The 20,635-nt window shown below is 46.1% G+C and carries 19 protein-coding genes and 1 other RNA gene; 9 read left to right on the top strand and 11 right to left on the bottom strand.

Annotated elements, in window-relative coordinates:
• The first annotated feature begins 15 nt into the window (after positions 1-15).
• Entirely contained in the window at positions 16-306 is a 291-nt protein-coding gene (locus L5M51_RS00240) for a late competence development ComFB family protein (protein WP_028760452.1), read from the top strand.
• A gap of 218 nt (positions 307-524) precedes the next feature.
• Here L5M51_RS00240 and ffs read toward each other — a convergent pair.
• From ffs to pspA, 8 genes are all read right to left on the bottom strand, one after another.
• Positions 525-622: signal recognition particle sRNA small type (gene ffs / locus L5M51_RS00235), an RNA gene on the bottom strand.
• 259 nt (positions 623-881) lie between these two features.
• Complete coding sequence (locus L5M51_RS00230) at positions 882-1,244, bottom strand: ComEA family DNA-binding protein (protein WP_105252925.1); 363 nt, start codon at positions 1,242-1,244, stop codon at positions 882-884.
• 226 nt (positions 1,245-1,470) lie between these two features.
• Positions 1,471-2,664, bottom strand: a complete 1,194-nt coding sequence (gene megL, locus L5M51_RS00225; protein WP_263171066.1) for a methionine gamma-lyase — start codon at positions 2,662-2,664, stop codon at positions 1,471-1,473.
• Between the two features lie 341 nt (positions 2,665-3,005).
• Positions 3,006-4,214 carry a YcjF family protein gene (locus tag L5M51_RS00220; RefSeq protein ID WP_263171064.1) on the bottom strand — a complete coding sequence of 403 codons (1,209 nt, stop codon included), beginning with the start codon at positions 4,212-4,214 and terminating at the stop codon, positions 3,006-3,008.
• Positions 4,211-5,671 (bottom strand): YcjX family protein, encoded by a 1,461-nt coding sequence (locus L5M51_RS00215; protein WP_263171062.1) that lies wholly within the window; start codon positions 5,669-5,671, stop codon positions 4,211-4,213. Before L5M51_RS00215 ends, L5M51_RS00220 begins: the two co-directional genes overlap by 4 nt.
• A gap of 113 nt (positions 5,672-5,784) precedes the next feature.
• Positions 5,785-6,171 carry an envelope stress response membrane protein PspC gene (gene pspC, locus L5M51_RS00210; RefSeq protein WP_263171057.1) on the bottom strand — a complete coding sequence of 129 codons (387 nt, stop codon included), beginning with the start codon at positions 6,169-6,171 and terminating at the stop codon, positions 5,785-5,787.
• Positions 6,158-6,397 (bottom strand): envelope stress response membrane protein PspB, encoded by a 240-nt coding sequence (pspB, locus tag L5M51_RS00205; RefSeq protein WP_006081138.1) that lies wholly within the window; start codon positions 6,395-6,397, stop codon positions 6,158-6,160. Before pspB ends, pspC begins: the two co-directional genes overlap by 14 nt.
• A 17-nt stretch (positions 6,398-6,414) precedes the next feature.
• On the bottom strand, positions 6,415-7,098 hold the full coding sequence (gene pspA, locus L5M51_RS00200; protein ID WP_006081137.1) for a phage shock protein PspA: 684 nt from the start codon (positions 7,096-7,098) through the stop codon (positions 6,415-6,417).
• 177 nt (positions 7,099-7,275) lie between these two features.
• Here pspA and pspF point away from each other — a divergent pair, with 177 nt between their 5' ends.
• From pspF to L5M51_RS00160, 8 genes are all read left to right on the top strand, one after another.
• Complete coding sequence (gene pspF, locus L5M51_RS00195) at positions 7,276-8,367, top strand: phage shock protein operon transcriptional activator (protein WP_263138183.1); 1,092 nt, start codon at positions 7,276-7,278, stop codon at positions 8,365-8,367.
• A gap of 69 nt (positions 8,368-8,436) precedes the next feature.
• Positions 8,437-10,062 carry an ABC transporter substrate-binding protein SapA gene (sapA, locus tag L5M51_RS00190; RefSeq protein WP_263171054.1) on the top strand — a complete coding sequence of 542 codons (1,626 nt, stop codon included), beginning with the start codon at positions 8,437-8,439 and terminating at the stop codon, positions 10,060-10,062.
• On the top strand, positions 10,062-11,093 hold the full coding sequence (locus L5M51_RS00185; protein WP_263171053.1) for an ABC transporter permease: 1,032 nt from the start codon (positions 10,062-10,064) through the stop codon (positions 11,091-11,093). The genes sapA and L5M51_RS00185 overlap by 1 nt, the downstream gene beginning before the upstream one ends.
• Positions 11,080-11,970: an ABC transporter permease subunit gene (locus tag L5M51_RS00180; RefSeq protein ID WP_263171052.1), complete on the top strand. Its 891-nt coding sequence runs from the start codon at positions 11,080-11,082 to the stop codon at positions 11,968-11,970. Before L5M51_RS00185 ends, L5M51_RS00180 begins: the two co-directional genes overlap by 14 nt.
• A gap of 3 nt (positions 11,971-11,973) precedes the next feature.
• Positions 11,974-12,981, top strand: coding sequence for an oligopeptide/dipeptide ABC transporter ATP-binding protein (locus tag L5M51_RS00175; protein WP_028760462.1), 1,008 nt, complete (start codon positions 11,974-11,976; stop codon positions 12,979-12,981).
• A complete protein-coding gene (locus L5M51_RS00170; protein WP_105252932.1) occupies positions 12,962-13,747 on the top strand; it encodes an ATP-binding cassette domain-containing protein in 786 nt (261 codons plus the stop codon). Before L5M51_RS00175 ends, L5M51_RS00170 begins: the two co-directional genes overlap by 20 nt.
• Positions 13,748-13,852: 105 nt before the next feature.
• Positions 13,853-15,055, top strand: coding sequence for an enoyl-ACP reductase FabV (fabV, locus tag L5M51_RS00165; RefSeq protein ID WP_263171051.1), 1,203 nt, complete (start codon positions 13,853-13,855; stop codon positions 15,053-15,055).
• A 138-nt stretch (positions 15,056-15,193) separates the two neighbouring features.
• Positions 15,194-15,406, top strand: coding sequence for a molybdopterin-binding protein (locus L5M51_RS00160; RefSeq protein WP_006085368.1), 213 nt, complete (start codon positions 15,194-15,196; stop codon positions 15,404-15,406).
• Between the two features lie 186 nt (positions 15,407-15,592).
• On the opposite strand, the gene L5M51_RS00155 is transcribed toward L5M51_RS00160, so the two are convergent.
• From L5M51_RS00155 to lon, 3 genes are all read right to left on the bottom strand, one after another.
• Complete coding sequence (locus L5M51_RS00155) at positions 15,593-17,458, bottom strand: SurA N-terminal domain-containing protein (RefSeq protein WP_028760465.1); 1,866 nt, start codon at positions 17,456-17,458, stop codon at positions 15,593-15,595.
• Between the two features lie 225 nt (positions 17,459-17,683).
• A complete protein-coding gene (gene hupB / locus L5M51_RS00150) occupies positions 17,684-17,956 on the bottom strand; it encodes a nucleoid-associated protein HU-beta (protein WP_006081127.1) in 273 nt (90 codons plus the stop codon).
• A gap of 259 nt (positions 17,957-18,215) precedes the next feature.
• Positions 18,216-20,573, bottom strand: a complete 2,358-nt coding sequence (gene lon, locus L5M51_RS00145; RefSeq protein ID WP_105252934.1) for an endopeptidase La — start codon at positions 20,571-20,573, stop codon at positions 18,216-18,218.
• Positions 20,574-20,635: the final 62 nt, after the last annotated feature.

The following is a 20,635-nucleotide window of genomic DNA, read 5'->3' as shown; positions in this document are numbered from 1 at the left end:
TCATGGAGCATAACAATGCAACTCGAAATCCGTAATTACTACGAAGTTCTTTTAATGGAAATATTGTCAGATGAAGGACTTATGGACGAACTTCCTGAGGACTATCTCGCCGACTTATGTTGCGTGACCTTAAATCAACTGCCAGTGCGCTACATACGCCACCTCGTCGATACTTACTTCTTTGAAGACTATAACGAGCTACAGGAATTAAAGCGTGAGATCCAAACCGCACTCGAAAAGTCCCGCGCTTTTCTTAAACAAAATCTGCAAAAAAGATTACAAGAAGAAGCCGAAGCCAATCGTTGATTTCGTTAAAGGTTACTGTTGAGAGCATTTTTAGCCGTTGTAGTGGCAAGAAAAGAGGCAGGCAATGGATTATCTCATTGTGCAGAAATATTAACGCTATAAATGATTAACAGCAGAAAACGGAAATAGTCTGTAAGCTAAAATATTGAATGATATAAATTGAGTAGATATAAAGAGGTACAACGGAAATAAACAGAGGAACTGTTGAATTGGAGGTTCCCCTAGAGCCGACACCCCGGCACACGAGTCGCTTGCTGCGGTTGCTCCCTTCCGGGCCTGGCCGAGTTCACAAGTTATCATTGCGGGGGGACCCTAGGGTCACCATAACTTCGAACATTACTTTGAATGACATAAACCAAAGCATTGCTTGAACGCGGAGGATTATCCCCCATGGACCCTATGGGATCAAGCGCTAATCGATAAGATCTCTTAATATCCCACCTAACTGCACAATCTATAAGCAAATGGAGTGATTGAAATGATAAAAGCCTGCAAATGCAGACTTTTATATATGTTTTACTGAATCTCTTATCATAAAAATCAGCAGGCTACACCGCAATCATCGCCAAAGGTGGTTACAACTTGATCAAATGGCGATTTTGCTCAATTATCTTAGCCCCAACACCAGAGACATTCGCTAAGTCATCTATGGCATTGAACTTACCATTTTTAGTGCGATAGTCGACAATCGCTTGAGCCTTTGCGGCACCAATCCCTTTGAGTACGAGTAACTGCTCGGCTGAAGCGGTATTGATGTTGACTTGAGCGGCATCTGGCATAGATTTTTTCGCATCAGATGCCATTTCACCCGCTTCAGTTTTAGCCTGTACTTTCACGGCGGCCTTGGTTGGGGTTTCTGTTGCGATTGCTGGGCTTGCCAAAAAAGCCGTTAATGCTATGGCACTCATAAAAGCAGGTATACGATTTGTGGTTTTCATAACAATTCCTCTATTCCATGATTTGCGGCCTTTCGTCCTACTTCCGTGGCCTCAAATCAAAAATAGTCTAAGCTGTCCCGAAATACCAAATCGGCGTCATAAATATTCACTATCGCTAAACTTCTGTCTTCGGCTCAATGAGCCAGTGCTTGACTATGATAAAAAGATGCAAAAAGCATCCTTTTATCATTCAAATAACTAGCGGTCTTTAAAATAACAACATTCATTAAGCTAATCGAGCTAGCGCTTGGTTCAAGTCGCCGATGATGTCGTCACAATCCTCTAAACCAATAGAGATCCGCAGCAAATTATCACCAATCCCAGCGGCAGCCCTCGCCTCTGACGTATAAGGTGAATGCGTCATCGATGCAGGATGTTGGATCAGGGATTCAGCATCACCTAGACTCACCGCAATTGAGAACAACTTTAGATATCCGACAAAGGCCATGGCTTCTTCTAAATTTGCCGCCAGTTCAAACGCGATAACACCACCAGCACGTTTCATCTGCTGGCCAATGAATTTATGCCCTTGATGAGATTTAAGCCCGGGGTAATACACACGTGTAATGCTTGGATGTTCCGCCAAAAACTCTGCCACGCGCTGGGCACTATCGCAATGGCGCTGCAAACGCACATCTAAGGTTTTAAGGCCGCGTAAGATCAGCCAAGCATCATGTGGCGATATCACAGCGCCAATATCCTTTAAAATTTCATACTTCACTTTATGGAGCTGTTCTTCACTGCCACACACTATCCCCGCAATCACATCGCCATGGCCATTCAGATATTTAGTCGCACTGTGGACCACCAAATCAATGCCAAAATCCAGCGGTCTCTGCAGTAATGGCGTCATGAAGGTATTGTCGACAATACTGACCAACTGATGACGTTTGGCAATATTCGCAATTGCAGCTAAATCAAATACCTGCAAATGCGGATTGACAGGGGTTTCACAGAAAATGACCTTAGTATTGGATTTGATCGCCGCTTCTATTTCTGTTACCGATGAAAAGTCCACTAGGGACACTTCAATACCAAAGCGAGCAAACTGAGTCGTCATTAGCGCATAAGTACAACCGTATACGGCATTCGACGCCACTAAGTGATCGCCCATCTGCAAATTAGCCAGCAATGCGGCGGATACTGCGCCCATACCAGAAGCAGTTGCGGCTGCGGCCTCTGCCCCTTCTAAAATCGCCATTTTACGTTCAAGCTCGGCAGTTGTCGGATTACCTAAACGCGTGTAAATATACCCCGACTCATTACCCGCAAATCGCTCACCACCTTGCTGTGCAGACTCAAACACAAAAGTCGCACTTTGGTAAAGCGGCGTCACTAAGGCACCAAAGGCCTCTCGCTCATGGCCGCCATGAATAACCTGTGTTGCCGCCTTCCACATCTTGCCTGACTCATCTTGCATACCTAGCTCCTTGTCATTGGCATTGAGCAGTTCCCGTTCTTGATTGATTGTTGGTGTGGAGCGCTCAATGCCCGCATTATGGATAATCTAATAGATAAGTTAATGAAACATTAGCCCTATCGAATAAGCCCTACCATAACGCGGCCAAGCACTTAAGCCAGTAGCATGACAAAAATAGCAGCGATCAAAGGTGTAATTAACTTGTTACATAGCACTTTTACGTCGCACTTCGTCATTCTCTTTATCTGCAAGAATCATAAAAAATGCGCCAAGGAACAAGTCCATTAGCGCATCTACTTTCGGCTATTTGAATCGTTTAATCATATGATATTCAATAGCATCTACTCTTTAGACTTATCTTTAGATGACCGCGATACCCTATCATCAACATCGGCGAACTGGCCTTTTAATGCGTCGCGGCCTTCCTTGGTAAACAGCTTGCCTGAAAACTGCTTAAGTTCGATCAACAATTCCTGATGCACTTTAGACAATTTAGGCCTTTGCTCCTCCCTAAACACAATCGGCCGACACAGCGCCATGGCTTGATATCCAAGGCGCGCCGTTAACATGCCGCCCCCTAAACCTTGGGCCAAGCGAGCAGATAATTTACCTGTCATTTCAACCGATAACAGCTGTGTCCCTAAATCAGTGACTAACTCACTAGTGCCCGCATAAATAATATTAATGATGATACTGCGGATAAGTTTAATCCGGCTCCAATAACCTAACTCAATGCCATAACAACGGGCCACATCGCGCAGCATACGTTGATTACGCCAGAGGATAATCGCCATATCGAGCACTGCTAACGGACTGGCCGCCAGTAGCACTGCCGACTCAGCCGCATAGCGTCGCACGACTTTTTTGGCCAGTTCATCTCGCTCCGTCAGCACTAAGTCCTCGAATAACAAGACTTTCTCGGCATCATTATGTTCATCTTTTAATGAACGGCGAAGTTGCTGCAAACCTTGGCTGTCTTCATAGTGACAAACGATATTATCGATAAAGCTGTCTGCTTCACCCATTTGCATGCTCTGCGCTAGCCTTGCACCCGTTTCTTGAGTATCGGCGACCTGTTTGAGTCGCTTGAGCTTACGGTATTCACTGACTGCACCCGCTAATGCCCACGCACTGACCACCCCAAGCACCACACCATAAAAACTAAACAACCAAGGGCTCTCAAGCCAAGCATCCCTCAATCCTAATCCTGTTTGAACGACTACAAGCAGCAATAAACTCACAGCTGCTAGACGAGCGAGCCAAGACCAACGCCGTGACTTGACGAGTTTAGGCGATACCGATTTAGCATCAATCATTTGGGGATGGGCTGACAGCGTTTCATCCATCAATTCCTCAATATCAGCAGCCACTTCTTGCACTGGCGTATGGGGATCAAAGGCTTTCGCCCCTTTGAGATCCTCTTTGCTGGGTTTAAGCTCCACTATTTGTGGGTCAAATAGCTGCTGCTTTTTCAGCGCCTTATACTCAAATGAGTGTACAGAGGAATTAGAGGCCTGCTCATTTGGATTATCAGATAGCTTTAACGTCATTCCAACTTATCTCCCAGTAAGTACTGCAGCAGATGATCGAGACGAATATGGTCAAAATGCACTTGAGAAGGGTCAACATTAACATTGCTCGGCGGCGCGAACCCAACAAAATTAAACCCTTGGTCACGCCAAAAATGCGCTTCAGGTAAGCGAGTGGGCACTTCGCCGGGAAACAAGGTCAGGGCTTTACCATTGAGTCCCATCCCCTGCACGACTTCCACCTCGCCCTCTTGGGTCGTTACCATGCCATGGCGAGTCGCTTTAATGGCGCTAATCGCCATAGTCTCCACTTTACAACCATCGAAACTGGCAAAATGCTGGCTGTGTTTCAACATATCGGTCAGCAGGGACAAAACATGGCTCTGCTGATCGCGAGTCACATGGTCAACCTTGCTCGCGGCAAACAACAAACGGTCGATGCGGGGGGCAAATAAACGCCGTAAATAACTCGATTGGCCAAACTGAAAACTTTCCATAATGGCATTGAGCGCCGCGCCCATATCCTCAAATTGCTTTTTACCGCGATTCAACGCACTAAAACAGTCAACGAGTACTAGCTGCCGATCAAAACCGGCAAAGTGGTTTTTATAGAAAGGCCTAACCACTTTAGCCACGTATTCTTGATAGCGTTTTTCCAGTACATGGAATCCACTGTGTTTATCGCTTTGCGAAAGCGCAGCAAACTTTTCATCATTAACCAATAACAGGGGGAAAAAAGCCAATAAGGGAGCGCCCTGCCATTCACCCGGCAATAACATGCGTCCAGGTTGCGCTTGGTAATAACCTTGCACGTGCACTAAATCATTGAGTAATAGCTGATATTGATCGGCAATCTGCTTTAATTGCTGTTCATCGGCGCTCGCGGCTAAATCCAATGATGTCAAAGATTGCTCAAACTCGGCATACAAGGGAGAGCTTTTAAGATTCTCGATGCGAACTTGTTGAGCGCGACACCAAGTTACAAAGTCTTGGCGCAGCATAGGTAAATCGAGTAACCATTCGCCAGGATAATCGACTATATCCAAATACAAGGTGGCGGTATCAGAAAACTTGGCCAGTAAGCCCTTCTTAGGTTGGTATTTAATAGCCAATCGTAATTCAGAAATAGTACGGGTAGAGGCTGGCCAAGTCGCAGGTTCGGAAGTGAGCGCTAACATGGCGCCTTGATAATCAAAACTAGCGATTTCAAGATCCGGCTGCATGGCACGCTTAACACCGAGTAAACGCTGATCGCGGCTCACCTGCCACAGTGGCAAAGCGCTGTTGTTACGGGCGTGAGGTAAGGTTGAGACAGGTCCAGAATTGAGTAACTGATTGACTAACCCCGTGATAAACGCCGTTTTTCCCGCACCAGAAAGCCCAGTCACGGCCAAACGTAAATGCCGGTCCGCGGTGCGATGTAACAGGGATTGGCCCTTTTGGGTTAATTTATGGAGCGAGGCATCAAGCATTCCCATAGAGACTTCCCTTATGTCGAATGATGTTAACTTATGTCAAGTGATGTTGACTATACACTGGAATGGAGCAGAGATTAAGCAACAAGGGCGGACATGGCCGCCCTTTAGAAGGGTTACAAACTATTGATTTGTCTTTTTAAATCAAAGTTGTCAGAGGTGACATGGCGTTCTAAATTTTGTAGCCTGACTTCCAGACTTCGAAATTGACGACTCACGTCGCTTAGCGCTTGCTTTGCGGGTTCTCCCGACTGCCACGGCTTCTTCTTCACCTCGATATCGTCTCTATCGTAATGCTTTTGCGGCTTGATGTCTAAAATCACCCACAAAGCGACATAGATGATAAATACCACACCTGAGCCGCCGAGTAAGAAGATAGACACCGTCAGCACTCGCACTAACCAAGTTTCAATCGCAAAGTACTCGGCAATCCCTGCACATACACCTGCTATTTTGCCTGACTGGGGAATGCGGTACAAAGAACGGCCATTAGATCCTCTCATGTTTCCCCCTCCATTCGGGCGATTCTGTATCCAGAATGGCCTCTAAGGTCTCGATACGCGCCGCCATTTTATCGGCCTTGGATATCAAATCATTGAGTTGTGAAAACTCTTCCTCAGTGAGTCCCTGGCTCACTTGTCGCTTACTGCGATAATGAAGAACTAACCATATTGGCGCGACTATCACCATGAAAATAATAATCGGCGCCATTAGCACGTCCATATCCATAACTCACCTCTGAATTGTTATTCTTTTGACTTAGTTGGCGCTTTACCTTTTACCTTGGCTTTGAGCGCTGCCAGTTCTGCATTCACAGAATCTTCCGCTTCTAGCGCAGCAAACTCATCGGCTAAGGTCTTCTTGCTGCCAAGATCGTAAGATTCAACTTGGGCTTCTAAGCCTTCGACACGGCGCTCATATTGCTCAAACTTAAGCATAGCATTGTCGATCTTGCTTGAATCTAGCTGCTTTTTCACTTCTAAGCGTGATGACGCTGTTTGAGTGCGCAAAATAATGGTCTTTTGACGCGCTTTTGCATCGAGCAGCTTTTCTTGCAACATGCCCACTTCATCTTTCAAGCGTGCGATATGTTCATCGATGACGGCTAACTCTTGGTTCAGCGTATCTGCTAAACCGGTCGCTTTTTGTTTTTCAACTAAAGCGGCTTTCGCTAAGTCTTCACGGTCTTTGGACAGTGCCAGTTCAGCCTTATCTTGCCAATCTTGCACTTGCTCTAACACGCGGTTGATACGACGTTGCAGCTCTTTCTTTTCAGCTAACACTTTAGCTGAGGTAGAACGCACTTCAACGAGTGTGTCTTCCATTTCTTGGATAATCAGTCGAACCATTTTTTCTGGGTCTTCGGCTTTATCCAGCAATGCGCTGATATTAGAGTTAATGATATCGGCGAAACGAGAGAAAATTCCCATAATCCTATCCTCAAATTGATGTTGGTCTCGTACAAGGTAATACACTAACCGTGCCAACTTTTACTTCTTATTTAAATACAGTAGCTTAAACAAAATATTAACTTTTACTTCCTTTTACGCTTCAAGCCACTTATTATCATTTTCACCAAATTTTAGCGCGAAAGACTAAAAAATATCGTGGATAATAAATTTCAGCAAGACAACCTCATCGGTCAATCCAACGCCCTACTCGAAGTGTTAGAACATGTGTCGCAAATAGCGCCTCTGTCTAAACCCGTACTGATTATTGGTGAACGTGGTACAGGTAAAGAGCTTATTGCCGAACGCTTACATTATCTGTCTAAGCGCTGGGATCAAAGTTTTATTAAGCTAAACTGTTCATCTTTGAGTGAAAATTTACTCGAGAGTGAATTATTTGGCCATGAGTCAGGAGCCTTTACTGGCGCCAAAGGCAAACACGAAGGCCGCTTTGAGCGCGCCGACGGCGGCACCTTATTCCTCGACGAATTAGCCAACACCTCAGGACTTATCCAAGAAAAGCTCCTGCGTGTCATTGAATATGGCGAATTTGAGCGGGTCGGCGGTAGCAAAACCGTGCAGGCTGATGTTCGTTTAATCTGCGCCGCCAACGAAGATTTACCATCACTTGCTGACGCAGGCGAATTTCGTGCCGATTTGCTCGATAGACTCGCCTTCGATGTAATTACTCTGCCACCGCTGCGTTGCCGCCCAGAAGACATCATGACGCTGGCGGAGTATTTCGCCGTTGGCATGGCACGCCAATTAAAGCTGCAGCTGTTCAGCGGTTTCAGCGCACATGCGGTCGAGCAATTAATGACCCACGACTGGCCGGGTAATATCCGTGAACTTAAAAACGTTGTAGAGCGCAGCGTTTACCGTAATGGCGGTGAAAATAGGCCCATCGATCATATTACCCTCGATCCCTTTGCTTCACCGTATCGGCCTAAAACGCGGATCAAGACCCGCGAACGTCAAATCACCTCAGTCGCGCCAACAACTATTGCCAGTACGCCACAATCTGCGCCGACATTTGAGGCTGAAGTGCAAGTCAATACTGAGTATTCAACGAATTGCTTTAATTTTCCGCTGGATTTTAAAGAGCAAACGGAGCAGTACGAAATGGATCTGATCCAGCAGGCACTTTCAAACAGCCAATATAACCAAAAGAAAACCGCCGACATGCTCGGATTAAGTTACCACCAACTGCGTGGCATCCTTAAAAAGTACAATTTACTTGATAAAGCATAAGCAGATTGCCCACGGGGGAGATGCACTGCTAAAATAGCCGTTCATAGTCGATAAAATAATGATTTATAAATGAGTGTGCTAATTAGACGCCTGTGCCTAACAACTGCAGTTTCTTGCATGAGTTGGTTGTTGGTCGCGTGTGGGCCCCAACGACTCCCTTCTGGTTTGGTGTATTGCTCCGAAGGGAACCCTGAGTCTTTTAATCCACAATTGGTGACATCTGGCACGACAATCGATGCCACCTCACATCAAATTTATAGTCGCCTAGTGGATTATGACACCCAGTCAGGCAAGCTTGTCCCTGCCTTGGCGACGAGTTGGGCTATGTCCGATGATGGCTTAAGCTATCGCTTCACCCTCAGGGAAAACGTGCAGTTCCAGCATTCGAAGCGGTTTACCCCAACACGCCCCTTTAATGCCGACGATGTGTTGTTCTCCTTTAAGCGTATTATCGATACCCAGCATCCTTATCATTTTGTCTCCCGCACGGGTTATCCCTTCTTCCAAAGTATTGGCTTTTCTGAACAAGTTAAAGGGATAGAAAAGATAAACGATCATGAAGTGGTCTTTTATTTGACCCGCAAAGACGCTTCTTTTCTGTCAAATCTGGCCACCGACTTTGCGGTGATCTTATCCGATGAATACGCGCAGCAGCAGTTAACATTGGGCCATCCTGAAAACGTCGACCACTTTGCCATTGGCACTGGGCCGTTCACTTTAGTTCAGTACGCGAAAAACGAATATATTCGCTATCGCCGTCATCCTGACTTTTGGGGCGAACCAGCAAAAATCGATATGCTCGTATTTGATATCACGCCAAAAAGTACTGTCAGACTCGCGAAACTGATCGCGGGGGATTGCAGTGTATCTGCGCTGCCCAAAGCGGGTGAGCTGCCCGTTATCAAGCAACATGAAGAATTAAATATTGAGTCACAACCTGGACTCAACGTAGCATTTTGGGCCTTTAATACGCAAAAGCCGCCACTGAATGATGTCCGAGTACGCCGCGCACTGGCCTATGCGGTCGATAAACAAAATATCCTGCGAGCGGTTTATCAAAATACCGCCATTGAAGCCACAGGCGTTCTGCCGCCAGCGTCTTGGGCCTACGACAATAACAAAGGGCTTGTGGATTACAATCCGCAAAAAGCGCGCGACCTATTAAAAGAAGCAGGCATTAAAAATCTCAGTATCGATATTTGGGCTATGCCAGTTGCCCGCGCCTATAACCCCAATGCGTTAAAAACGGCTGAATTAATTCAATCGGATCTGGCCAACATAGGCGTCAAAGTGAACATCGTCAGTTACGACTGGAGCGTGTTTAGTCAGCGGCTCAGCCGCGACGACTATGATTCAGTGTTAATTGGCTGGAATGCCGATAACAGCGACCCCGATAACTTCTTTACTCCACTGCTGAGCTGCGCCGCAATGCAGTCTAACAACAATCGTTCGCGCTGGTGTAACCCTGAGTTTGATGCCATCTTAGATAGCGCAAGGGAAGTATCAGATCAGGGCGAACGTAAAGTAATTTATCAGCAAGCAGAAGCCTTTTTGGCCGAACAAGTACCTATGCTGAGTCTGGCCCATGCCAAACGTGTAGCGTTGACTCGCCATGATGTTAAAGACATGCAACTCACGCCTTTTGGTGGCATTTCCTTCGCCCACACTAGCCAAGCACAAGAGGAGGCGAATTAATGTTTAAATACCTACTGCGCCGCCTCAATTTGTTTCTTGCCACCTCGTTAGTCATGGTGGGTGTCTTATTTTACGCCACCGGCTTATTTCCGGTGGATCGCACCCACGCACTCACTGGCATACATACACCGACGGCGAGTCAACTGGTTCAAACCGAGCAGGACTACAAATTAGATAAAAACCAAGCGTGGCAATTTATCGCTTATCTACAACAAAGGCTTAGCGGTAATTTAGGCATTTCAGTCACCTCACATCAAGAAGTGGCCGAAGAACTCAGCGCTGTCCTACCCGCCTCCTTCGAACTTGCTGTGATGGCGGCCATTATCGCGATTTGCTTCGGTGTGCCCTTAGGCGTGCTTGCTTCCCAGAGCCAACATAAGCTCACCCAAAATACCATTATGGCGATCACGCTAACCGGCTACTCTGTGCCCGTGTTCTGGTTAGGTCTTTATCTTTCACTCTGGTTTGGCGTCGATCTCGGTTGGTTACCGATTTCGGGACAAATCAATTTGTTATATGAAATCAAACCTGTCACTGGCTTTATGTTGGTAGATACCCTGTTGTCAGAGTCTGAATACGGCATGTCGGCATTTAAAGATGCGCTGCTGCACATCATTTTGCCTGCCACGACACTGGCCGTGTTACCTTTTACTGTGGTGGTTCGCAGCACTCGTTCGGCGATGATGAATGTGATGAATCAAACTTTCATCCGCGCAGCCGAAGCCAGAGGCATGCATACCGGGACTATTATACTGCGCCACGCCCTGCCTAACGCCTTGATCCCAGTGCTGAAACATTTAGGGTTGATGCTTGGTTCCTTTGCCAGTTATGCCATAGTGGTCGAAATGATTTTCTCTTGGCCTGGCGTGGGTTCTTGGCTGGTTTCAGGGATTTACCAACGGGACTACACTGTCATCCAAGGTGGTATTTTGGCCGTAGCCCTATTAATTATCTTCCTAAGTATCTTGATTGAAGTGCTACATACAGTCTTTAATCCACTGAGCAGAAAAGACCTTTATGCCACCAGTTAAAATTTATCAAGAAGATCAGATTGCCTCCCCGACTATGCGGGTTTGGCTTAACTTTTCAGCTAACCCTTTCGCCTTGGCAGGTCTGTGGACGATTGCATTTCTACTCTTGCTAACGCTATTTGGCCCTATGATTGCGCCCTTCCCACCAGAGGCACAAGATCCCAGAGCCTTGCTATTGCCCCCCTCGTGGGATCCCTCAGGCACTGTGGCACACTTTTTAGGCACAGACGATTTAGGCCGCGATATCTTCAGCCGATTATTACACGGCGCACACTTGACCTTTGGTATGGCGCTGCTGATCGTCGTCACCGCATTATTCACAGGCTTTATCATAGGGTCACTGTCCGGCATGATGCGGGGCTTAAAATCCAGTATCCTCGGGCACTTACTCGATGCGCTGTTATCCATTCCCTCATTATTGATGGCCATTTTAGTGGTGGCCGTAATGGGGCCAGGGCTTGAAAATGTGTTCTGGGCCGTCGGGATAGCGTTAACCCCGCAATTTGTGCGCTCGATACACCAGTCTGTGCATGAAGAGTTGCAAAAAGAATACGTCACAGCGGCGCGTTTAGATGGCGCGAACTCAATGCAAATTTTTTGGCATGTCATCATGCCAAACGTGTGGGAAGTAGTGATCATTCAAACCACACTTGCCATTTCGGCCGCCATTTTAGATATCGCCGCCCTCGGTTTTTTAAGCTTAGGCGCGCAGGCGCCGAGTCCAGAATGGGGCGCTATGGTCGCCCAAGGAATGGATAATTTACTAACTGCGCCTTGGGCCGTAACTATCCCAGGCTTAGCGATTCTTTTCAGTGTGCTTTCCATTAACTTGGTTGGCGATGGCCTACGGTCGGCGCTTGCGCCCATCAGAAACTAACTTATGCCTTTACTCGACGTACGAAATCTAACGATTGAACTCGATACGCCCCACGGTAGAGTGCGGGCGCTAGAAAAAGTCAGCTTAACGCTCAATGCGGGCGAAATTCATGGGCTAGTCGGTGAATCTGGCTCAGGACGAAGTTTGTTAGCCAGAGCAATTTTAGGCATCCCCGGCCCTAACTGGACTATCACAGCAGACCGCATGATGTGGGATGGCAATAACTTGATGGCCATGAGCTCAAAAGAGCGCCGTAATCTGATGGGTTCAGACATGGCGATGATCTTCCAAGATCCGTCTGGCAGCTTAGATCCAGCACAAACCGTCGGCAGTCAGTTAATGCAAGCTATGCCTAAAAATCCTAGCGCCTATTTTTGGCAACGGCGCAGGCATGCAAGACTTACAGCACAGAAATGGCTGCATAAAGTCGGGATCAAGAATCCGCGGCAGGTGATGTCTAGCTACGCATGGGAATTATCCGAAGGCGAATGCCAAAAGGTGATGATTGCGATGGCGGTTGCTAACCAGCCTCGCCTATTGATTGCAGACGAACCCACAAGCTCGATGGAGCTCAGCACTCAGGCGCAAATTTTCAGATTATTATCCCAATTAAATCAATTACAAAACGTATCGATTCTATTGATCAGCCACGAGTTGGAAACCTTAGCCCAATGGTGCGATCACTTATCCGTGCTCTATTGCGGTCAAGTCATGGAATCTGGGCCAACGGACGAAGTGATTAAGCAGCCTTATCATCCTTACACTAAGGCGTTACTCGAAAATATGCCCGACTATTCAGGCTCAGGTGGTCACAAGGCGATTATGCCTACCCTACCGGGTTCTGCGCCCGCCTTACAGCATTTGCCAATTGGTTGTCGTTTAGGGCCACGCTGCCCTGAAGCACAAAAAAAATGCGTTAATCAGCCAAATTTGAGTCATATCAAAGACCGCTATTTTGCCTGTCATTTCCCTTATCACGGCGAAACCCATAATGACGACCCCACTGCTTAAAGTTAATGACCTTTATAAAAGATATGATACTGGTTATAAGGGCTTTTCCCGCCAATATAACGATGCATTAGCGCCCGTATCCTTTGAACTCGAACGCGGTGAAACCTTAGCGATAGTGGGTGAGGCGGGTTCAGGTAAAAGTACCCTCGCCCGCATTTTAGTCGGTGCAGAGCCCCGCAGCGGTGGTGAGATATTTTTCGAAGGTGAAGCCTTAGACAGTCGCAATGTGAAGCAAAGATGCCGCTTAATTCGGATGATTTTCCAAGATCCGAATACTTCACTGAACCCGCGCCTAACGATTGGTCAATTACTCGATGAGCCGCTGCGTTTCAACACCCAAATGTCAGCGCAATCGCGGCACACCCAAGTGGTCGATACCTTACGAAAAGTAGGTTTATTACCTGAGCATGCGGAGTTTTATCCGCACATGATTTCCGAAGGGCAAAAACAACGAGTCGCAGTAGCACGAGCCTTAATGCTCAATCCTAAAATTATCATTGCCGATGAAGCCTTAACCGCTCTGGACCTTTCGGTGCGTTCGCAAATTCTTAATTTGCTGTTAAAACTGCAAAAAGATCTCGGCTTGTCTTATATCTTCGTGTCCCATAATCTCAATATTATTCGCCATGTCAGCGATAAAATTATGGTACTGCACAAAGGTGTAATGGTTGAAAAAGCTGATACAGAACAAATATTTAACTCACCAAAACATGAATACACCCAGAGGTTGGTCCAAGAGCAGAGTCTGTTTGTTCATAAACGCTAAACTGCTCCAACCACTTAAATAATCAGGTGAATTGGCTAAAAATAGGTGCCATTTACCCGCCGAAATATTTATCCTATTGGTCATTTTGATAGAAGAAGCTTAAATATGATTATCAAACCAAAAATTCGTGGATTCATTTGTACCACTACACACCCTGTCGGTTGTGAAGTAAACGTTCAAGAACAAATCACCTTAACTAAAGCAAAAGGTAAGATCGCTAACGGCCCGAAAAAGGTATTAGTGGTCGGTTCATCAAGTGGTTATGGTCTATCTTCACGTATCGCAGCCGCTTTTGGTAGCGATGCTGCAACGATTGGTGTGTTCTTCGAAAAGCCAGGTACTGAAGCGAAACCGGGTACTGCAGGTTGGTACAACTCTGCCGCTTTCGACAAATTTGCTAAAGCGGAAGGTTTATATTCTAAAAGCATTAACGGCGATGCCTTTAGCCATGAAGCTAAACAAAAAGTCATCGAGCTTATCAAGCAAGATCTTGGTGAAATTGACATGGTTGTTTACTCACTGGCATCACCAGTGCGCAAACTCCCTGATTCAGGTGAGCTTATCCGATCAGCTTTAAAACCCATTGGCGAAACTTACACAGCAACTGCCGTTGATACCAATAAAGACTGCATCATTGAAGCCACCGTTGAGCCAGCAACTGAGCAAGAAATTGCTGATACTGTAACCGTTATGGGCGGCGAAGATTGGGAACTGTGGATCAAAGCCTTATCTGAAGCCGGTGTATTAACCAATAACTGCAAAACCGTAGCCTATAGCTATATAGGTACAGAACTGACGTGGCCAATTTACTGGCACGGCGCCCTTGGCAAGGCCAAGATGGATCTGGACCGCGCAGCAAAAGCGTTAAATGAACAACTGTCAGCCACTGGCGGCAGCGCAAATGTTGCAGTGCTAAAGAGCGTTGTGACTCAAGCGAGTTCGGCCATTCCTGTCATGCCTTTATATATCGCTATGGTATTCAAGAAAATGCGTCAGGAAGGTCTCCATGAAGGTTGTATGGAGCAAATCTATCGCTTATTCAGTGAGCGTCTATTCCGTGCCGATGGTGCAAAACCTGAGACCGACAGTGATAATCGCTTACGTTTAGATGACTGGGAACTGCGTGAAGATATTCAGCAACACTGCCGTAATTTGTGGCCACAAGTGACCACAGAAAACTTATCAGAATTGACTGATTACCGTGAATATAAAGCTGAATTTATTAAGTTATTTGGTTTTGGTATCGAAGGCATTAATTACGATGTCGACGTTAACCCATACGTTGAATTTGACGTTATCGAACTCTAATCAACTCGATAGCGAATCACTGCTTATCACAAACGTTAAACGCCACTTTTTAGTGGCGTTTTTATTTATAACTCCCAGATTAAGATGCGCTACACTAGCTGCAGTTGACCCCTAATAATCCCTCAATAAGGAAAATCAATGAAAATTAGCGCAAGAAACACCCTCAGCGGTACAATCAAATCCATAGAAATGGGCGCTGTAAACAATGAAGTAACAATCGAACTTGCACCCGGTGTCGTACTGACCTCTGTGGTGACTAAAGCTTCCTGTGAGCGCCTAGGGCTCAAAGTGGGTGATTCGGCTTATGCCCTCATCAAAGCCAGCAGCGTAATGATTGGCGTTGATGATTAACCATTCAATTCAGTAACGTGGCGATTGAAGTAATGGAATATGGAGTCTGACAGTGTTGCTATAGCGGATATCCTTCGAACTTCATTGGTAAACTTTATCGAATTAAAAAAAAGGCCAAGTGAACTCACTTGGCCTTTTCTATTTAATCAGTCGGATAGTAAATTTAACTCGCTATCCTCACTGAAATTATTCTTCTACAGGATAAAGCACCTTGGCATTGGCTTTAAGCGAATCGATCAAGCCACGGTAGTCTGCTTCACTGTATTGTGCGTTCAGACGTTGTTTAAGTGCATTAACTAGCTCATCACTCACACCTTCTGCAGCGTTGACTTTATCCAGTGCAACCACAGCATAACCGTTTGCTAAACCCACGGTATCGACAACAGGAGTTGTACTTGGTGTTGGCATTTGGAACGCTTTGCCTACAATCGCAGCATCAACGTCTTGCGCGCCACGGCCTAGTTTCGCTTTAGACACTAAACCAAGATCAGTTGCACCCGCTTTAACTTGTGCCATCAGTTCCTGTGCTTTTGCACGGGCGGCTTCGTTTGCTTGATCTTGCTTCAAGCGCTCAGTGATGTTGGCTTTCACTTCAGCTAAGGCCAAAGTACCCGCATCATGATGTTCTTTCACTCGGATAACAACCACATGGTTAGGTTCAAGCTCAATCACTTCACTGTTTAAACCTTTCAGCATCACAGTTTCAGAGAAGGCAGCTTTAACTAAGTCAGGCTTGTTTAGCTCAGCAGGTGCGTTATCGCGAGAAAACAGTGCTGTAGTCTTAACATCAACGCCAACAGCTTTTGCGGTTTCAGATAGTGTATCTGGCACTTCATAGCTGGTATCCGCTAATTTACTTTGTAAGCTATAGAACTGGTCAACCGCTTTCTTATCTTGCAATTGAGCCACTATCTTAGCTTTCACATCAGCAAACGGTACAGTCGCGCCAGATTGCACATCTAATAGCTTGATAATGTGGAAACCAAAGTCTGTTTTAACCACCGCAGAATGTTGGCCTTTATTTAATGCAAATAAAGCGGCATCAAATGCGGGGTCCATTACACCAGGTTCAAACCAATCCAGTTTACCGCCCTGCTCTGCACTCAAAGTATCATCAGAGTTAGCTTTAGCCAGATCAGCAAAATCGGCACCGCTATCTAATTGCTTAGCGAGATCTTCAGCCTTTGCTTTTGCTGCAGCTTCATCGTTACCTGGCATAACCAAAATATGCGCGGCAAGACGCTTCTCGTTAGAAACATATTGTGCTTTATGTTCTTCGTAATACGTTTGTGCTTCTTCATCAGAAACTGGATTATTTTTAGCAAAATCAGCAGCATTCAGTTCAACATATTCTAAGCTCACCATCTCTGGGCTCATAAACTGCCCTTGGTTTGCGTCGTAATAGTTTTTCACTTGCTCGTCAGTCACAACCGCTGTCGCTAAGAATGGTGCAGAATCGACAATAACATAGCGCACATCACGGGTTTGGCCTTGTAACTCAGCCAATTGCTTAGCTTCGCCAGGTAACACGAATTCAGTACCCACAAGGGCTGCAGTTAACTGACGACGGGTCATATCGACACGCATCATGTCTCTGAAAGTCTGTGGCTGATAACCTAACTGACGCAGAATCGCCTGATAACGATCGTTATCAAATTTGCCATCAGTTTGAAATGCCGGTTCAGCTCTCATTGCAGCAACAATTTGCTCGTCAGATACACGTAGCCCCATAGCCTTAGCAGCTTGATCTATCAACTTGTCAGCCACTAAGCGTTCTAATACGCTCTGCTTAATGCTTTGTAAGTATTTTTCGTCAGCAGATAACGCAGCAAACATTTCACCTAGCTGTTGCTCCATGCGAGAGCGCTCGCTCTGGTACGCCTGCTCTAGCTCGGCTTTAGTGATCTTGTCACCGTTCACTTCTGCCGCAGGCACATCAGTTGTTGAACCTAAGTAACTACTGACTCCTGCAAATGCAAAAGATAAAATCACAAGTACGAGAATGCCTTTAGCAATCACGCCTTGCGAACCATCGCGGATCTTTTCTAACATCAGATTTCTCGCTTGTTGCGATTAACAAAATAAAAAGGCGCATCAGGTTGAGATGCGCCTTTCTGTAATTTATGGGGAATATTCAGACGCTACCACTGGTAAATTCTAAAACCCCGAGTAATGGTAGAAATTAAGCTTCATATTCCATTACTTTCAATTCGTAAAAAGCACTGATAAACAGTGCTTGTCATTACGAACGCCTTACAAAGGCTACGATATTAATGATTAATTAACAGCGTCTTTCAGTGCTTTACCAGCTTTGAATGCAGGAATTTTAGCTGCTGCGATTTTGATTTCTTCACCCGTTTGTGGGTTGCGACCAGTACGCTCAGCGCGTTCACGCACTTCAAAAGTACCAAAACCAACAAGAGAAATTTTATCACCTTCTTTCAGACCTTCGGTCACAGCAGCGATAAAAGAATCCAGTGCTCGGCCAGCAGCGGCTTTAGAAATGTCAGCACCAGATGCGATTTTCTCGATTAGTTCAGATTTGTTCATGTCATCCCCTTGAATGTAATTTTTTTGCGCCGCAACCAAATCCGTCTCTAGAGCGGTCTGCGGAGGCTTTTATAACAAGCTTGAATTCAAAGTTCAAGCTGAGTTCGAAAACCAAAGAATTAAAACTGGATACAGCTCAAAGCCAGTTGCGCCAAGGGCTTGGAGCAGCTGGCTCTCCACAGACCTAGGCTACCACAGGTCTGCGCTTTGTTAAGCCCCTTTTTTCATTTTTTTTAACGTGATAGCGCAATTTCTTGCGTTATGCCAAGTTTTTAACCACTTCGAAGCCTTCTACCGGCCTTTCTAGTGCCAGTTTTAACACTTCATCGACCCAACGCACGGGACGAATTTCTAAATCGGCAATCACATTGGCAGGAATTTCTTCCAAATCGCGCTCATTTTCTTTTGGAATAAGCACCAATTTTATGCCGCCGCGGTGTGCTGCTAGCAGTTTTTCTTTCAAACCACCGATAGGTAACACTTCACCACGTAAGGTTATTTCACCTGTCATGGCCACATCAGCACGCACGGGGTTACCCGTTAAGCTTGATACTAACGCGGTACACATTGCCGCACCTGCAGATGGACCATCTTTGGGTGTCGCACCTTCTGGCACATGCACGTGGATATCACGCTTCTCGTAGAAATCAGCATTGATACCTAATTGTTCCGCACGGGCGCGAACAACTGTCATCGCTGCTTGAATCGACTCTTGCATCACGTCGCCAAGGGAACCGGTATAGGTTAACTTCCCTTTACCTGGCACTGAGGTTGCTTCAATCGTCAGTAAGTCACCGCCCACTTGAGTCCACGCTAAGCCAGTCACTTGACCGATTTGGTTCTTAGACTCGGCTTTGCCGTAATCAAAGCGCTGCACACCAAGGAAAGACTTAAGATTCTCTTGGTTGACAGTCACAGACTTGACAGACTTATCGAGCAAAATCATTTTCACGACTTTACGGCAAATCTTAGACAATTCACGCTCGAGTGAACGCACACCCGCTTCACGGGTGTAATAACGGATAATGCCAACGATAGCACTATCATCTACTTTAATTTCAGTGGCTTTTAAACCATTGCGCTCAATTTGCTTATTCAGCAAATGTTGCTTAGCAATATTCAGCTTCTCGTCTTCGGTGTAACCCGACAAACGAATGACTTCCATACGGTCAAGAAGTGGCCCAGGAATATCCATAGAGTTTGACGTTGCAACAAACATCACATCGGATAGGTCGTAATCGACTTCGAGGTAATGATCGTTAAAGGTCGCATTTTGCTCAGGATCTAACACTTCTAATAAAGCAGAAGCCGGATCGCCGCGCATATCTGAACTCATCTTGTCGATTTCATCGAGCAAGAATAACGGGTTTTTCACGCCGACTTTAGCCATCTTTTGAATGACTTTACCCGGCATAGACCCAATGTAAGTACGGCGATGACCACGGATTTCCGCTTCATCACGCACGCCACCGAGGGCAACACGCACATACTTACGACCGGTCGCCTTAGCGATCGATTGACCTAGCGAGGTTTTACCCACACCTGGTGGCCCCACTAAACACAGGATTGGCCCTTTAAGCTGACGCACTCGGCTTTGGACTGCCAAATATTCCAAGATACGTTCTTTGACTTTTTCAAGGCCAAAATGATCGGTGTCGAGTACTTCTTGGGCTTTGGCTAAATCACGTTTGATTTTAGAGCGTTGGCTCCAAGGCACAGCCGTCATCCAATCGACATAACTGCGAACAACCGTCGCTTCAGCCGACATTGGTGACATCATGCGTAACTTGTTAAGCTCGGCGAGGGCTTTCTCTTTCGCCTCAGCGGGCATATTAGCCTCTTCAATCTTACGATTTAAGGCTTCAAATTCGTCATGGCCTTCATCTAAGTCACCCAGTTCTTTCTGGATGGCTTTCATCTGTTCGTTCAGATAGTACTCACGCTGACTCTTTTCCATCTGTTTTTTAACGCGAGTCCGGATACGTTTCTCAACCTGTAATAGGTCGATCTCCGATTCCATCATCGCCATTAGATATTCCAGACGTTCGCCGACGTTGACCATCTCAAGCACAGATTGCTTATCTTCAAGCTTAAGTGGCATGTGTGCGGCCATAGTATCGGCCAGACGCGCCGCTTCATCGATACCCGATAAAGAGGTCAAGACTTCTGGCGGGATCTTTTTGTTCAGCTTGATATAACCTTCAAACTGACCAATAGCACTGCGCACTAACACTTCTTCTTCTTTGTCTTCCAGCGGTTCTGATTCCAGATACTCAGCCTTAGCCACAAAGAATTCTGTTTCTTGGGTATAACGGGTAATACGGGCGCGACGACCGCCTTCAACCAGCACTTTGACTGTACCGTCTGGCAGCTTAAGTAACTGTAAAATAGAGGCAACCGTACCCACTTCGAAGATGTCATCTTTTGATGGTTCATCGAGCTCGGCATCACGCTGCGCCACTAAAATAATTTGCTTATCCTGCGCCATTGCCGTTTCGAGACATCGAATAGATTTTTCTCGTCCGACAAATAACGGAATTACCATATGGGGATAGACCACCACATCTCGCAGTGGCAGCACGGGGAGTTCGATATGCGCTTCACGCTCTTGGGTCATAGTTCGATTCCGTTTTGGTGAAATGGATTAATACTGGAGTATATTGGGACGCTTTATGGAGT

It is taken from the genome of Shewanella sp. SM73 (assembly GCF_025653795.1).
GTDB classification, from domain to species: domain Bacteria; phylum Pseudomonadota; class Gammaproteobacteria; order Enterobacterales; family Shewanellaceae; genus Shewanella; species Shewanella oncorhynchi.
Note: the sequence above shows the minus strand (reverse complement) of the source record. Positions and strands in the feature narration are given on the sequence as shown.

Excerpts from the sequence above, each read along its gene's own strand:
- sapA (WP_263171054.1), top strand. The coding sequence starts at position 8,437 with ATGAGTGTGCTAATTAGACGCCTGTGCCTAACAACTGCAGTTTCTTGC.
- L5M51_RS00185 (WP_263171053.1), top strand. The coding sequence starts at position 10,062 with ATGTTTAAATACCTACTGCGCCGCCTCAATTTGTTTCTTGCCACCTCG.
- pspB (WP_006081138.1), bottom strand. The coding sequence starts at position 6,397 with ATGGATATGGACGTGCTAATGGCGCCGATTATTATTTTCATGGTGATA.
- L5M51_RS00220 (WP_263171064.1), bottom strand. The coding sequence starts at position 4,214 with ATGACGTTAAAGCTATCTGATAATCCAAATGAGCAGGCCTCTAATTCC.
- hupB (WP_006081127.1), bottom strand. The coding sequence starts at position 17,956 with ATGAACAAATCTGAACTAATCGAGAAAATCGCATCTGGTGCTGACATT.
- L5M51_RS00170 (WP_105252932.1), top strand. The coding sequence starts at position 12,962 with ATGACGACCCCACTGCTTAAAGTTAATGACCTTTATAAAAGATATGAT.
- L5M51_RS00155 (WP_028760465.1), bottom strand. The coding sequence starts at position 17,458 with ATGTTAGAAAAGATCCGCGATGGTTCGCAAGGCGTGATTGCTAAAGGC.
- lon (WP_105252934.1), bottom strand. The coding sequence starts at position 20,573 with ATGACCCAAGAGCGTGAAGCGCATATCGAACTCCCCGTGCTGCCACTG.
- L5M51_RS00175 (WP_028760462.1), top strand. The coding sequence starts at position 11,974 with ATGCCTTTACTCGACGTACGAAATCTAACGATTGAACTCGATACGCCC.
- fabV (WP_263171051.1), top strand. The coding sequence starts at position 13,853 with ATGATTATCAAACCAAAAATTCGTGGATTCATTTGTACCACTACACAC.
- L5M51_RS00215 (WP_263171062.1), bottom strand. The coding sequence starts at position 5,671 with ATGGGAATGCTTGATGCCTCGCTCCATAAATTAACCCAAAAGGGCCAA.
- L5M51_RS00160 (WP_006085368.1), top strand. The coding sequence starts at position 15,194 with ATGAAAATTAGCGCAAGAAACACCCTCAGCGGTACAATCAAATCCATA.
- pspC (WP_263171057.1), bottom strand. The coding sequence starts at position 6,171 with ATGAGAGGATCTAATGGCCGTTCTTTGTACCGCATTCCCCAGTCAGGC.
- L5M51_RS00180 (WP_263171052.1), top strand. The coding sequence starts at position 11,080 with ATGCCACCAGTTAAAATTTATCAAGAAGATCAGATTGCCTCCCCGACT.
- megL (WP_263171066.1), bottom strand. The coding sequence starts at position 2,664 with ATGCAAGATGAGTCAGGCAAGATGTGGAAGGCGGCAACACAGGTTATT.
- pspA (WP_006081137.1), bottom strand. The coding sequence starts at position 7,098 with ATGGGAATTTTCTCTCGTTTCGCCGATATCATTAACTCTAATATCAGC.
- L5M51_RS00230 (WP_105252925.1), bottom strand. The coding sequence starts at position 1,244 with ATGAAAACCACAAATCGTATACCTGCTTTTATGAGTGCCATAGCATTA.
- L5M51_RS00240 (WP_028760452.1), top strand. The coding sequence starts at position 16 with ATGCAACTCGAAATCCGTAATTACTACGAAGTTCTTTTAATGGAAATA.